At 62.1% G+C, this 12748-nt stretch carries 12 protein-coding genes; 3 read left to right on the forward strand and 9 right to left on the reverse strand.

All coding sequences use genetic code 11. The annotated features are described in order from the left end of the window. Nucleotides 1-107: 107 nt before the first annotated feature. A complete protein-coding gene (locus tag JHD67_RS15820; RefSeq protein WP_199100196.1) occupies nucleotides 108-476 on the reverse strand; it encodes a hypothetical protein in 369 nt (122 codons plus the stop codon). Between the two features lie 705 nt (nucleotides 477-1181). Beyond that, the gene (locus JHD67_RS15825) at nucleotides 1182-2705 is read right to left on the reverse strand and encodes a glycosyltransferase family 39 protein (protein ID WP_199100197.1); all 1524 of its coding nucleotides are present in this window, start codon (nucleotides 2703-2705) and stop codon (nucleotides 1182-1184) included. A gap of 150 nt (nucleotides 2706-2855) precedes the next feature. On the opposite strand from JHD67_RS15825, the gene JHD67_RS15830 reads away from it, so the two are divergent. After that, complete coding sequence (locus JHD67_RS15830) at nucleotides 2856-3308, forward strand: VOC family protein (protein WP_199100198.1); 453 nt, start codon at nucleotides 2856-2858, stop codon at nucleotides 3306-3308. A 340-nt stretch (nucleotides 3309-3648) separates the two neighbouring features. Here the strand turns inward: JHD67_RS15830 and JHD67_RS15835 are convergent, their stop codons facing one another. The 4 genes from JHD67_RS15835 to JHD67_RS15850 form a co-directional block, all read right to left on the reverse strand. Next, a complete protein-coding gene (locus JHD67_RS15835; RefSeq protein ID WP_199100199.1) occupies nucleotides 3649-4638 on the reverse strand; it encodes an alpha/beta hydrolase in 990 nt (329 codons plus the stop codon). Nucleotides 4639-5117: 479 nt separating this feature from the next. Next, nucleotides 5118-5267 (reverse strand): hypothetical protein, encoded by a 150-nt coding sequence (locus JHD67_RS15840; RefSeq protein WP_199100200.1) that lies wholly within the window; start codon nucleotides 5265-5267, stop codon nucleotides 5118-5120. Nucleotides 5268-5425: 158 nt separating this feature from the next. Then, nucleotides 5426-5881 carry a hypothetical protein gene (locus JHD67_RS15845; protein ID WP_199100201.1) on the reverse strand — a complete coding sequence of 152 codons (456 nt, stop codon included), beginning with the start codon at nucleotides 5879-5881 and terminating at the stop codon, nucleotides 5426-5428. Nucleotide 5882: 1 nt separating this feature from the next. Continuing rightward, on the reverse strand, nucleotides 5883-6557 hold the full coding sequence (locus JHD67_RS15850; RefSeq protein WP_199100202.1) for a hypothetical protein: 675 nt from the start codon (nucleotides 6555-6557) through the stop codon (nucleotides 5883-5885). 239 nt (nucleotides 6558-6796) lie between these two features. Between JHD67_RS15850 and JHD67_RS15855 the strand changes: the two genes are divergently transcribed. Then, on the forward strand, nucleotides 6797-7093 hold the full coding sequence (locus JHD67_RS15855) for a helix-turn-helix transcriptional regulator (protein ID WP_199100203.1): 297 nt from the start codon (nucleotides 6797-6799) through the stop codon (nucleotides 7091-7093). A 222-nt stretch (nucleotides 7094-7315) separates the two neighbouring features. Here JHD67_RS15855 and JHD67_RS15860 read toward each other — a convergent pair whose 3' ends face one another. From JHD67_RS15860 to JHD67_RS15870, 3 genes are all read right to left on the reverse strand, one after another. Then, nucleotides 7316-8242, reverse strand: a complete 927-nt coding sequence (locus JHD67_RS15860) for a M14 family metallocarboxypeptidase (protein WP_199100204.1) — start codon at nucleotides 8240-8242, stop codon at nucleotides 7316-7318. 134 nt (nucleotides 8243-8376) lie between these two features. Further along, nucleotides 8377-10848, reverse strand: coding sequence for a glycoside hydrolase family 3 C-terminal domain-containing protein (locus JHD67_RS15865; protein WP_233171959.1), 2472 nt, complete (start codon nucleotides 10846-10848; stop codon nucleotides 8377-8379). Nucleotides 10849-11140: 292 nt separating this feature from the next. Continuing rightward, nucleotides 11141-11755 (reverse strand): trimeric intracellular cation channel family protein, encoded by a 615-nt coding sequence (locus JHD67_RS15870; RefSeq protein ID WP_199100218.1) that lies wholly within the window; start codon nucleotides 11753-11755, stop codon nucleotides 11141-11143. Between the two features lie 244 nt (nucleotides 11756-11999). On the opposite strand from JHD67_RS15870, the gene JHD67_RS15875 reads away from it, so the two are divergent. Continuing rightward, the gene (locus JHD67_RS15875; protein WP_199100206.1) at nucleotides 12000-12719 is read left to right on the forward strand and encodes a hypothetical protein; all 720 of its coding nucleotides are present in this window, start codon (nucleotides 12000-12002) and stop codon (nucleotides 12717-12719) included. The last annotated feature ends 29 nt before the right edge of the window (nucleotides 12720-12748 follow it).

Raw genomic sequence — 12748 nt, forward strand, 5'->3', positions numbered from 1 at the left:
GGTAGCTCCGCTCTAAGGCGAGCCCATAAAGCGGCCCGCAGAGCGCAACCACTATCAGGACATCCGCTAATGCCACCTTCCACCTCATGTGAACTCTCACAGCATTTCTACTCAAAATGTTGGGTGGCAGGACGCTCGGGATAAGGTCCCTCAGTAATATCACCAGCTTCAATCTTCTTAACGAGCGCGGCGATCAACAATTCGTATACGGAATTAGCCGTGCTTTCGCTCGGAAGATAGAAGATCTTCGATAGGCAATAGCTCGTACCCAGTTCCAGATTGACGTCGGCCAGTCCGATAGTCACTTGCCTAAGCACCTCTCCGGGCTCCGCACCTATCTTGCGGGCGTCCTTAGGACCTAGGGCAACCAGCTCTATTTCCCCGTCCCGAGCCGCAAACCTCACGCCGAGAAAGTTGTCTTGCGCACCGGTGATTCTGGCGATCTTGTAGACGTCTCCGCTTTTTACAGCCTGCATCCATCCACTCCTATGAGTCGCCAGAACTGTCCGCTTCGGGTCGATAGCGGACCTTTCCAAAATATAGCCGTAAAAGCCCACCAGCACCCTGGTCAGCACCAGCGGGGTGTTCAGCGTGCACCGGAACCGAAGTTCAACCCGACCGGAATCCGCAGAGAGGACAACTATTTTCTAAAGCTGCCATCGAGTGACACGACATCGCTGGGGCAGATTGACAGATGGGTGGTCACTGTCACTTGCGGCTGGACTTCCGCGCTACGAAATGTTCCGGATCTCTACAACGTGAGTATGGGATACGACATCCCCCAAAAAAATGTTCTGGACGCGCAACCGAGACTCGGAGCCGCCGCGGTTGGCTTGTCCGGTTGGAGTGGCGTGGTTGGTGTTCGAGTTCCTTCGGATGCCGACAGGAAATCATGTTTCAAAGTAACGGTTACCGCCGAAGGACGCTCGGGGAAAACGAGAGAATGGGATGGAGTGCAACGTGGACTACCGAGGTGAAGTCCCTCATGGCGGTTGAGGTGCGTGCCCGCCATGTTTACCGATCAAACGACAAGTTGCCGGTCACTCCCGCGAAAACGGGGGCTTTCAGCCGCCAAAGGGCTGGGCTTCCCGTGCCTCCAGGCGCAACGATTTACAGGCACTGGTTCCCAGCTTTCGCTGGGATGACGATCAAAATCAGAGCATCGCCAGGGCTGCGGCGACTCAACCGAAATCCGGCCCGCGCTTCCATAGTTCGCTCCATGGATTGCGCAAGGGCCCGCAGACATAGATATCGGGGTGATCGCCGCTTTCCTCGTTGACGATGCCAAGCGCATTGGTCGTGTGACCAGCGACGCGGCAGTCGGAGAACAGCGCGTTGGCATCCTCGCGGGAATTGCCTAGCACGATAAGCGTGGTCGGTGGCGTCTGGGGGTAGCCGCGCAGCCAGCCGGAGTTGATGGTGGTGATGGGTGCAGGCAGGTGATAGCGCGGCCCGAGCAAGGCGATGGCACCGTACTCGCCGTAGTTACCCACGGCAATGCCAAGGTTCGCCTGCTGTTCGGCGGGCAGGCCATCCCGAATGGCGGCCACACGCGCAACCAGTTCGTCCCAGCCTATTTCCTCACGCAGATCACCGTTGTTCCGCAGCGCAAAGTCACGCAACGGGCCGCTGGAAGCGATGGGGACAATGCGAAGCGTTGCATAGATGCCGATGGCAAAGACGCCGGCAAACGCCAGCACGGTTATCCCGACACGCCACGCGTTGCGCATGCTGCCAAGCCATTGCTCGCCAACCACGGAACCCATCGCTAGCAGCATCGGATAAGCGCCGCAAAGGTAATAGAAGCGCCCTTTCGCCAACAGGAAGAGCAGCAGTGGCACGACATACATCCAGGCAAGCATGCGATAACGGCGATCCTTGAAAAACGCCAACAAGCCGGCCAGCCAGATGGGGGCGACGAACAGGTTAGCATTCAAAAGGAATTGATCGCGCAGAAATCCGTCCGCGCGCCCCAGGCGTACGTCGCGCGCATGGATGCCCTGCAGGAAATGGTAGGAAACGAAGTCGTGCCGAATGAGCCAAACCAAATTGGGCGCGAATACCAGTAGCCCGATGGCGCCACCGGCCCAGAACCAGCCATGGGTGACATAGCGCCGTGCGTCGGTGAGTAGCACGCCCACCAGCACGCCAGCCAGTTCGAATGCGATCGAATACTTCGTTTGCAGGCCAAGACCCGCGAGCAGTCCGATGGCCAGCCACCAGCGTGGCTCGTCATCCCGACGCAGACGAATCACGCACCAGGCGATAAGCACCCACCACAACAGATCGAACGAGGAATACTGGAACTCCGTCGCCTGGAACATCGGCAGCGGCGAAAGCGCCACCGCGACAGCCGTAAAGATTTGCGCCGGTCGCCCGCCGCCGAGGTCCCGCGCCATCATGCCGCTGGCGAAAATCACCAGCACCTGCGCAAGCACCGAAAACAGCCGCAGGCCCACGAGGGACAGGCCAAACATCGACAGACCAAGGTGCTCCAACGCCGCCGTTAGCGGTGGATAGGGAACAAACCCCCAATCCAGGTGCTGTGCGTCACTGAGAAACTGCCACTCGTCCCGATGAAACCCGTACTGCCCGTTGGTCACCATGTGGGCCAGGCCAAAGAGCAAGGCTATGATGAGCACCGGCGCAACGCTGCCACGATAGCGAGGCGTTTCACGCTGAAGCGGGCTACCGATCGTGGTCATGAGCGCATCCTGGAGGTGAGCGTATCGTGGGGCCGGGGGCCATTAGAGCACCAGATGACTATGCTCGAGCGTGCTGAGGCCGGCCCACGCCCCACGGCGGCCACACGTGCAGTAGCGATGGGGCAACTCATATAAACCGGGAGGTTTTGGATGAAGCGGCGATTGATTTTCCTGCTGTGTCTAAGTGCACTTTCCATGACCGGCCTGGTGGCGGCTGCATCCACGCCACCCGCCGGACACATCACCGGTGTCGGCGGCATCTTCTTCAAAGCGAAGGACCCCAAGGCGCTCGCCGCCTGGTATCGCGATGTGCTGGGCATGCCGGTAGAGGCCTGGGGAGGCGCGGCTCTTCGCTATGACGCGCCAAAGCACCCTCCCGCGCTGGCATGGAATGCGTTTCCCGCAACAACGGATTATTTCGCGCCATCGACGAGTGGATTGATGATCAACTACGCCGTGGATGACATGAACGCGTTGCTCGCGCGATTGCGATCCAAGGGCGTCACGGTTCTCAAGCAGGACGACAACGACCCGAACGGCCGCTTCGCCTGGATCTTGGATCCCGAAGGAAACAAGATCGAGCTTTGGGAGCCCAAGCGCTAGGTGCGCCGACGCCGGCTACCGGCTGGGCACCCTTTGCAACTGCGATGTCAACCGGTCAACGCAACACCCCGACACGACGACGGCAGAAGGTGCGTTGACGTGGCTTCCAGGCTCAGATTCTTTGCTCGAGGGCCAGCAGGCTGGACGTACCTAAATCCAGGGGTAATCCGACCTAATTGACACAGCGGGATCGTTAGAGATGCCGCTGAGGATGCGTAGAAGATTGAGATTCCGCGCAAAACGATTTCATCAAAGTGTTGCGTTGACCGGTTGAATCCCCACCCCGGAGCGGACATTGTTAGTAGCCAGCATTGCGCAAGGACGACGCGCTTTCAGTGGGTCAGGGCGCGGGCAGCATGCCGATGCTAGTCATCCAGCGTTCCGCCAGTTGAGTCCACTGGCCGACGGGTTCGTTTCCCTTGCGCACGCCAAACGCGTGGCCGCCATGCGGGAAAAGATGCAATTCGGCGGGAATATCGGCTTGCGTAAGCGCGAGGTAGTAGGTGAGCGATTCGCGCACGTCGTCGGTGGCGTCGTCCTGCGCTTGTACGATGAATGTGGGCGGGCAGTGCGGGTCGATCTTCACCGAGGGGTTCAGCGTCAGGCCTGGTTCTTTCCACAGGTGGCCGGGGTACCCGGCAATGGCAAAGTCTGGTCGGCTGGGTTGCCGATCGGCAGCGTCGATGAGGGGGTAGGCGCGCGTGGCGTGGTTGCTGATGTCAGCCACCATGCGTCCACCGGCGGAGAAGCCGATCACGCCGATCTTGTGCGGGTCAATACCGAGGCTGGCCGCGCGCTCGCGCAGTAGGCCCATAGCGCGTTGCGCATCTTGCAGTGCCATGGGCGCGATGGGTTGGCGCGCGCAGTTGCATTCATACGAGTAGTACGGGCCGGAGCCGGGCACGCGGTATTTCAGCAGCACGCAAGTGATGCCCTTGGAGGTGAGCCAATCGCAAATCTCGGTTCCTTCCAGGTCGATGGCAAGCAGGTGAAAGCCGCCGCCGGGAAACACCATGACGGCGGTGCCGGTGTTCTTTCCCTGTGGGTGGTAGATGGCCATGGTGGGGCGCATCACGTGTTCGACGAAGATGACAGGCTTGCCGGCCTTGTCGGATGCAGGCTTGGCGGTGCCGAACATTTCGCTCTTGGGACCGAACGGCTGGGCGATCTTCATGCCCTCGGGCCACAGTGGAAATTGGTCGATGGGTGCTTCAGGCGCCCATGGACGTTGCTGCGGATCCAGCAGCGGTTCACTGCCGGTGACGGTGGCAAACGCGTGGGCACTCAACAGCGAGGCGGCGAGCAGGCCGATCCATCGGACGCGAGGCATGGCGGATGTTCCATTGGGAAAATGGTGAGTCTGTCAGGCGCTGCGGCGTATAAGGGGTGAGGGATATGGCGAAGTGATGATGATGGAGGCGTTGCGAGCGTGGGGACTGGGGTCAGCTTGGACGTCCAAATATCGGTACGTCGCCTTAGGTTGAACGTCCATTCCGGTAAGCGCTGAATATTCCACTGGGGCTGTCCATGGGTACCGGCAGACGCTTACGGCTATATTCTGGAAAGGTCCACTCTCGACCCGAAGAGGCAGGCTTAAAACCTTCAACAGTGACAAGGTTGAGCGACTGGCGCAAACATGGTGACGCGCTGGAGTCGCGATGGGCGGCTACTAATGTTGTGCAGCGTACAGATATCGAACGCTACCGAGCGCAGCATCGTGCTCGACCCTACGACTGGGTGAAGCCTGGCGCGAGCTATCGCGGCGCACATTGGGTGTGCGCGGGAGACGTTATGCCTGAAGGAGATGGACTAAGGCAGGAGGATATCCACTACCTCTTCCGGCTTGGTCATGGACGGCTTGTGACCACGCCAATGGCGGTTGCCGATCGACTGATGGCTCGCGATCTTATTGAACCGGTAGGCGTACTTGATGGCGCCCAGGTCACAGGCATGAGCCATTACCACGTCGATATCACTCGACGCGGCACTGACATGATGGATGCCGTGTGCTCGGGCAGGGAGCGGCGGTTCGTGGCCCCGTGATCCCGGGCCGTCCTTGAAGTAGCCCGTATAGGCGCCACCGTTGCTGGCCAGGCCCATTGCTGGACGTGCTGGAGCTATCGCAGCGTACGCGCGCGTTTTGCCAGTCGCGCCTCGTGCAACGAGTGAACCTGCGCTACCTGTATGGCTTCTACTTCCGAATGATTCCAGGCGGCACGCATGTCCGCCTCCACGGCCATGGCCACGTCAACGGCCTCGTCCTGGTACAGCTCCTTGAGTACCTGGAGCAGGGCCATGGCTTCCACACCGTTGTCCTCCAGAAGGTCATACAAGGCGTCCCGCCGACGGACGGCCTCAGGGTCCACCGGGCCGATGCGATCGTGGATGGCTTTGAACATGCCGTCCAGGCTTGCCCATGCCTCGCGAGTCCTGGTGCTATCGGCCCGAGAAGCCCGATAGAACTGCTGCATCCCGTCCTGTTTGTCGGCTTCTGCTTGCTGCTCGGCGGCTTGGATAAGCTCGTAGTTGCTGGCATTGCCTGAGTTGTCGTCCACGTCGCGCGAGCCGCCCATGTCATGTCTCCCGGGTCTTCAATACGACACTGATGAACCGGGCCGGGCTCGTGGTCCACGATGCCTTTGGAGCCCAGAAACTGCGCGCGTTTTGGATCTCGGCATCCAGTCGCTCCGAACTCCAGCCTTGCGACTTGGCCTCGGCGCTGACTCGTTGCTTCAACAACTGCACGAAGAGCCGATCCTGGGCGAGTTGTTTGCCAAAGGTGTGCTCACCCGTGGGGCCTGCTTTGACATCGACCTCGTGCTGGAAGACCGAGCAAATATGCTGAACCAGGCGCGCATTGGCTTCGTAGCGAGACAGCGCGCGGGTGTATTCCAGCCGTTTGAGTTCATCCAGTTGGTGGCGGTACTGATCCCCATCCAACTTCAGCGCCGCCTCTTCTCTCGCATATTTCGCCTCGATACCGCTTTCGATGGTGTCGCCCCACTCGGTGAGCCGCTCCCACACGGGGGGGTCGAGAAACGGGTGATCGGTGCGGGGTTGCAAGGTGCGCCACGGCGGCAGATCAGCCAGCGCGCCCGATTGTGCCCTGGCTTCGTCGCGGGCCTGGGCCTGGAGCGCGCTCATGGAGGCCACATCGAACGCGCGCACCCTGCGCTTTTGCCGCATCGCGAGGATGCCAAGCGCCCATGAGACGAGGGCAACGATAACTATGATGATCGGGAGTGCCACGATTCACCTCACGGGTGTAGGTGCGAGCGGTATGGCAAAGCAAGCACCGCCCCAAGACCGGAGATACGGCGCGTAGTTATCTGACGATTTCCCCTGGCTGATACCTCTTGATGCCGGCGCAGCATTTCTGGCCGCGACACAACGCGGCTGGCCGAAGCATAACGGAATATCAGTTAAATGATGATCGAATAATGGTGAGTGGAGTATAGGGTAGGTAACCCGTCCCATTTCGGGTTGCCATGTCCACCAAACGCACCCTGCCTCGCAAGCCGGCCAGGGAGTACGCCCCGCGATCGATTAACCGCCCCGAGTACGAGGCGGTTCGGGGGTTGCTGTACGAAATACGGGTGGAGGCTCAACTCACCCAGATTGACCTCGGTCAGGCCCTGAAGCGCAACCAGACTTACGTCAGCTCCGTGGAGCGGGGCATCGTGCGCACCGACGCGCTCCAGCTATTGGATTGGTGCCGGGCGTGCGGCATTACCCTGGAGCGATTCGGGCGACGGCTGGAGCTGAAGCTGGGGTACGATTCGTGATGACGGCCGTACTTACCTGCGCTCCGGGCACCGGAGTCCTGCGGGGCGCAGGAGAGGCGTTGCCGCCTCCCCCGTCACAGGCCGCTTGAGCCAACCGCCGGCTCAAGCGTCTCGCTAGAGCGCCACTGCTTAGCGACACACCGCGCAGGTGGGGCGGCAATGGACGCCTCTCATACCGCTCCGCCTAAACGCCCGGAGAACCCCGTTCAGCGCGCCACTGCATCAACCTTGGCGATGGTTCAGTGCGTAATCGATCGCCGCGCGTATCGCCGCCACTTGCGCGTCGTTGCACTGCTGCGGTGTCGCGCGCGGGCTATCGGGGTAGACCTCGGTGGTGGTGGCGTAGCGTGCGTTGGTAATGCCCGCACACAAGCCCCACTGCTTCACGGGAAACTTGATCACGCCCGGCAGCAGCAGCGGCGCTCCGATGATCTCGCCACGGGCATCGGCGTCGGCGATGTGCGTCACCTTGGCTACTTCCTCGATCACTGCCTGCTGGAACGCGGGCTGCGGGTTGTCGATGTCATCGACCAGATAGAAGCCATCGGGCACCTCGCCAGGCTCAAAATCTTTGCCGTCGCGGGCAGCCAAGGCCGGACGAAATTCCGACTCATCCGAATCGGTGGTTTCGTGCAAATCGATGTGCATGAGCACGACATCGCGTAGCGGCTCCAACAGATTCACCAGCGCCGCCGATTCGCCCGAAGGGCTGTTCTTGCGAAAATTGCGATTGGGATCGAGTGCATCCGGATTCCAGCGATTGATCCGCTCGTATGCCCACGGACTCACGCATGGCACCACCATCAGGTTGGCTCGCCCCGCATACGCATGGCCATGCTGCTGCAGGAACTGGAGCGCACCATGCACACCGCTGGTCTCGTAGCCATGCACGCCGCCCGTCACCAGCAACACCGGTAAATCCTTGCGCCAGTCGCGGCTGCGAACGACCAGCAATGGGTAGTGCTCCGTGTCGTAATTCAGGGCGCCGTAGGGGGCCACGTCAAACTGCTGGCGCAGCGAATCGATAACGCTCAATACGTCGTCGGCATAGCTGCGCAGCTTCACTCGCAGCGCGCGCCACGCGGCCAATTCTGTCGTGCCCCACGCTTGACCGGGTGTGCCGATGGGATAGAAGGGCTGGTTGCTCATAGCGCCGTCGTCGTGATGGAAAGCCCTACTCTATCATTCGGGCCGCGCGCCGACGCCCGTGGAAGCGGGCGCGCCGCAGCGCCATCCGCGCGCGGAACCACTACGCGCCCCATGCGCTGACCAAGGCTGGCGGCTCAGCGCGGCACGCTGGCCTGTCCAACGATGCGGAAGGTTACCGGCACCTGACCCGACAAGGGCTGGTGGCCGCCCACGAACAGCGCATAGCGCCCTTCTCTTACCGCGCGCACACCATCGACATCGACCAGGCTCAAGGCGCGCGGATCGAGACGAAAATGCACACTGCGCTGCTCGCCTGCAGCCAGCGAAATGCGCTGAAACGCCACCAGCGCACGGCGCGGCGCTCTGGGCGCATCCGGATAGGAAAGGTAAACCTGCACGACCTCATCGCCCGCGCGCGAGCCGGTGTTGCGCACGTCCACCGCCACCTCCAACGGCTCCCCTGCCTGCACGCGCTGCGTGGACAGCGTTGCCGGGTCATACGCGAACGTGGTGTAACTCAATCCATCGCCAAAGGCGTACAAGGGCTCGCCCGAGAAATAACGGTAGGTGCGCCCGTTCATGCCGTAATCGATAAAGGGCGGGAGATCGCGGGCATCTCGATAAAAGGTGACGGGCAAACGCCCCGCCGGGTTCATCGTGCCCGCCACGGTTTTGGCTACCGCCACGCCACCCTGCTCGCCCGGATACCACGCGACGATTATCGCGTCCGCATGTTCCTTGGCCCAGGTCATCGCCACGGCGCTACCGGACATCAGCACCACCACCAGCGGCTTTCCGTGCCCGGCCACCGCTTCCAGCAGACGCCGCTGCGTCGCTGGCAAACCGATATCCGTACGATCGCCACCCATGAAGCCGGGCACGTCGATCTTGAGTTCTTCGCCTTCGACATCCGGCGACAAGCCCACGAACGCGACAACGGCATCCGCGCTCTGCGTCGCGCGCACGGCTTCGGCCAGTTGTGCATCGGCAGGGGCTATCCACTCCAGGTGGATACCCTGATCGTCGCCGCTGTGCTGCCATTCCAGCCGAAGATCGTGCCGCCGTGCGTCATCGAAATGCAGCTGCGCCTGCGGCGGCTCATCGCTGCCCGTGCTCGCGGCAATCAAGCGGCCATCCAGGTACAGGCGCACCGGATCATGCCCCGCGCAGTCGAAGCAACGATCCACCCGTACCGCCAGCGTGTAGTCGCCCGGGCCGGGCGGCAGTAGCTGGCCGGTCCAGCGCACGACATAGTCCTTGGCGCCCAGAGGCGCTAAGGGCGAGATGTGATCGGTATCGCTATCGATCCTGGTATCGATGCGCGTGACCGATGGCCGCCCGGAAAGCTCGCTGCCACGAAAGTATTCGCCCAACAGGCCCGGCCTATCCTCGGCTCCGCCCGTACGCAGTGCGGTCTCCGGGATGGGCACAGGTACACCTTCCGCCAGCGAGGCACCTTGGGCGTAATGCACCTGCGCGGCGCCAAATTGCGTGCGCAACCCCGCCAGCGGCGTGATGGGCTGGTGCGCGGTGCCGTGGTAGTTGGCCTCCAATACCGACAACGCATCCGCGTTCGGGCCGACCACGGCAATGCGGCTGCCTGGCTTCAATGGCAGGATGCCACCGCTGTTTTTCAGTAGCACCATCGACTCGCCTGCCGCGCGCAGCGCCAATGCGCGATCGGCCGCCGGATCGACACGAGGCGTGGACGCGGGCGCCTCGAACATGCCCAGACGATAGCGGGCGGCGAACAATCGTGTCGCCGCTTCATCCAGCACGTGCTCGTCGAGCGTGCCGCGATTCAACGTCGTGCGCAGACTGTCATAGGCGGTACCACAGTTGAGGTCCGTACCGGCGTGCAGCGCACTTTCCGAGGATCCGGCATTGTCCGTCCGGTAGTGATGAAACGCGGTCATGTCGTCCACCGCATCGCAGTCGGAGACGACAAAGCCTTGGAAGCCCCAATCCTTGCGCAAGCGCTCTCCCAGCAGCCAGGGCAACGCGCACGCGGGGATGCCACGGATGGCGTTATAGGCACACATGATCGAGCCGGCGCGTGCCTCCACGATCGCCGCGCGAAAGGCCGGCAGATAGGTATCTTCCAGATCGTGGGCGGACACGTCCACGTCAAACCCGTGGCGTCCGAGTTCCGGACCGCTGTGCACGGCGAAATGCTTGGGTGTGGCGATGACCGTGGGATGTTCCGGATCGTCGCCCTGCAACCCCTCGATGAAAGCCACGCCCAGCGATGCGGTCAGGCGTGGATCTTCGCCATAGGTTTCCTGCCCTCGCCCCCAACGCGGGTCGCGAAAGATATTGATGTTGGGCGACCAGATCGTAAGGCCGTTGTAGCGCCCGTGATCCGCGCGCATGCCGGTAGCCACGAACTTGCCGCGCGCCTGGGCAGCCACTGTGGCACCCACGGCGTGCAGTAGCGCGGTATCCCAGCTGGCCGCCAAGCCAATGGCCTGGGGAAAAACGGTGGCTTCGCCAAAGCGAGCGAATCCGTGCAAACCCTCGCTCCACCAATCGTAGGCAGGCACCCGCAAGCGCGCTATCGCCGGTGCCGCACTTTGCAGCTGCGCCACCTTCTCTGCGGGCGTCATGCGCGCCACCAGCTCGGCGGCCCTTTTTGAAGCCTCATCCGGCGATGCGGCGGCCACGCTGGCGACGGCATGCGCTACCGCGATCAATCCAAGGAACACGCCACTCCATCGTTTCACGCAACGCATCCCCGAATCATAAGTACAGCCTGACGCACAGACCCATCGATATCGCCGGCTCGCACCGGCGCCGTCCGGTCACCCAACGCAGATCCGTCGATTCCGATGCGTGGAGCGCGCCGCGCGCAGGGCATAAAATGCCGTCTTTCGCAGCGAGCGCGATGGGCATCGACCATCAGGCGATCTTTGGCAACTGCCAGCCGAATCGTACGGCGGCGAGTCGCAATGCGAAGCACACCACGAAACCCAACACCGCCGCCACCGCTGGCGGGCAGCCGAGCCGGCGCCCCACCACCACGACCGCCGCCCCCAGCAAGGCCGCACTGGCGTAGATATCCGCGACCAACACCATGGGCACGCGTGCGAGCAGCATGTCGCGCATCACGCCTCCGCCGCAGCCCGTGATGGCACCCATCAACATCGCGATAAACGGGTGGATCTTGAAGTCGAGTGCCTTCTCCGCTCCGGCGACGGCGAACAATGCGAGGCCAGCCGCATCGAGCGTCGTCAGCAGCTGCGCGGGCACCGCCTCAATCTGTGTATGAATCAGAAACGTAACCAACCCGGCGACGAACGCGAGCAAGGGATAGCGCCAGTCACGCATGGCGCTGGGCGGCGTCGCACCAATCAGCAAGTCACGGATGATGCCGCCGCCGAGCGCGACCATGAATGACAGCACCAACACGCCCAGTAGATCCAGCCCTGCGTGGACAGCGGTGCTGGCGCCCTCGATCGCAAATACCACCGTGCCAGCGAGATCGGCGGCAAGCACGACCTGCTGACGGATCATGACCGTACCCAGCCCTGCTGAGGGATCACGCGACATCGCCGAGCCTCTTACCCCGCCAGAAGTTGGCCATGGAACCGTTCCCCCCGAGATGTATCCCGATCCATCTTGGCCAAACGCTCCACCCAGTTCAACGGGTTGGCGGTCTTCATAGTTCTTTACTGGCACGACATATCGCAGCCAAACACATGCCCTAGCTTGACGAGCCGCACATCCCGTGTGTTTCGACCACATGTAAAGGGCCGCTATGAATACCCGCACCGAATCGCTGCAATACCCACCCCATCCGCACGCGGAAACCCTTTCGGCCAATGGCGATATTCGCCTTGCCGGGCTTGCCATTCTGGCCAGCGCCATCGTATCGACCGCCACCGTCGCGCTGGACCGGGGAGCCAGCGGATCGACCACGCAAGAAATCCTGCAAAGCATGGTGCGGATACAGTCCTGGCATCAGAACGTGCATGTGGTGGCGATGGCCTGCCTATGCGGTCTGATGTACGGCTTTACCGTGCTATCCCAGCGGCTGGACCTGCGACGGGCGCCGGTGTTGATTGGGCTGATCACCTACGCATTGGGCAGCGCGCTGATGTTGGTGGCCACCATTCTCGATGGCTTCATCAGCACCGGTATTGCAGCGGATTTCGTTAACGGTACGCCCGAGGCCATGCAGGCGGCGCGCTGGATGATCCACGTGGTGGAATCCATTGCCTTGACCGATATCGCCCGTGTGGCATGGGTACTGCAATCGGTGGCGGCCATCGCATGGTCCGTGGCGCTTTTACGCGACCCGGGCGCGCGGCGCGTGGTGGGCTACATCGGTTTGGTGGCGGGTGGGCTGCCGGCCGCGATGGTGATCGCGGCCGGCGCGCGGATGGACTTGAGCATCGTGGTCGGCACCTTGTTGCTTCAGGCCGTATGGAACCTTGCCGCGGGCGTGCTGATGCTGCGTGAGCGGCCCTCCGTCTGACACCCCCGCAGCAGCTTCACATTTCTTTA

The sequence above is a fragment of the Dyella sp. ASV21 genome, assembly GCF_016428975.1.
Lineage (GTDB): Bacteria > Pseudomonadota > Gammaproteobacteria > Xanthomonadales > Rhodanobacteraceae > Dyella.

Bases quoted from the DNA above. Each gene is read 5' to 3' on its own strand.
- JHD67_RS15830 (WP_199100198.1), top strand. From the start codon at position 2,856: ATGAAGCGGCGATTGATTTTCCTGCTGTGTCTAAGTGCACTTTCCATG.
- JHD67_RS15845 (WP_199100201.1), bottom strand. From the start codon at position 5,881: ATGGGCGGCTCGCGCGACGTGGACGACAACTCAGGCAATGCCAGCAAC.
- JHD67_RS15820 (WP_199100196.1), bottom strand. From the start codon at position 476: ATGCAGGCTGTAAAAAGCGGAGACGTCTACAAGATCGCCAGAATCACC.
- JHD67_RS15825 (WP_199100197.1), bottom strand. From the start codon at position 2,705: ATGACCACGATCGGTAGCCCGCTTCAGCGTGAAACGCCTCGCTATCGT.
- JHD67_RS15875 (WP_199100206.1), top strand. From the start codon at position 12,000: ATGAATACCCGCACCGAATCGCTGCAATACCCACCCCATCCGCACGCG.
- JHD67_RS15835 (WP_199100199.1), bottom strand. From the start codon at position 4,638: ATGCCTCGCGTCCGATGGATCGGCCTGCTCGCCGCCTCGCTGTTGAGT.
- JHD67_RS15870 (WP_199100218.1), bottom strand. From the start codon at position 11,755: ATGATCCGTCAGCAGGTCGTGCTTGCCGCCGATCTCGCTGGCACGGTG.
- JHD67_RS15840 (WP_199100200.1), bottom strand. From the start codon at position 5,267: ATGGCTCATGCCTGTGACCTGGGCGCCATCAAGTACGCCTACCGGTTC.
- JHD67_RS15855 (WP_199100203.1), top strand. From the start codon at position 6,797: ATGTCCACCAAACGCACCCTGCCTCGCAAGCCGGCCAGGGAGTACGCC.
- JHD67_RS15865 (WP_233171959.1), bottom strand. From the start codon at position 10,848: ATGACGCCCGCAGAGAAGGTGGCGCAGCTGCAAAGTGCGGCACCGGCG.
- JHD67_RS15860 (WP_199100204.1), bottom strand. From the start codon at position 8,242: ATGAGCAACCAGCCCTTCTATCCCATCGGCACACCCGGTCAAGCGTGG.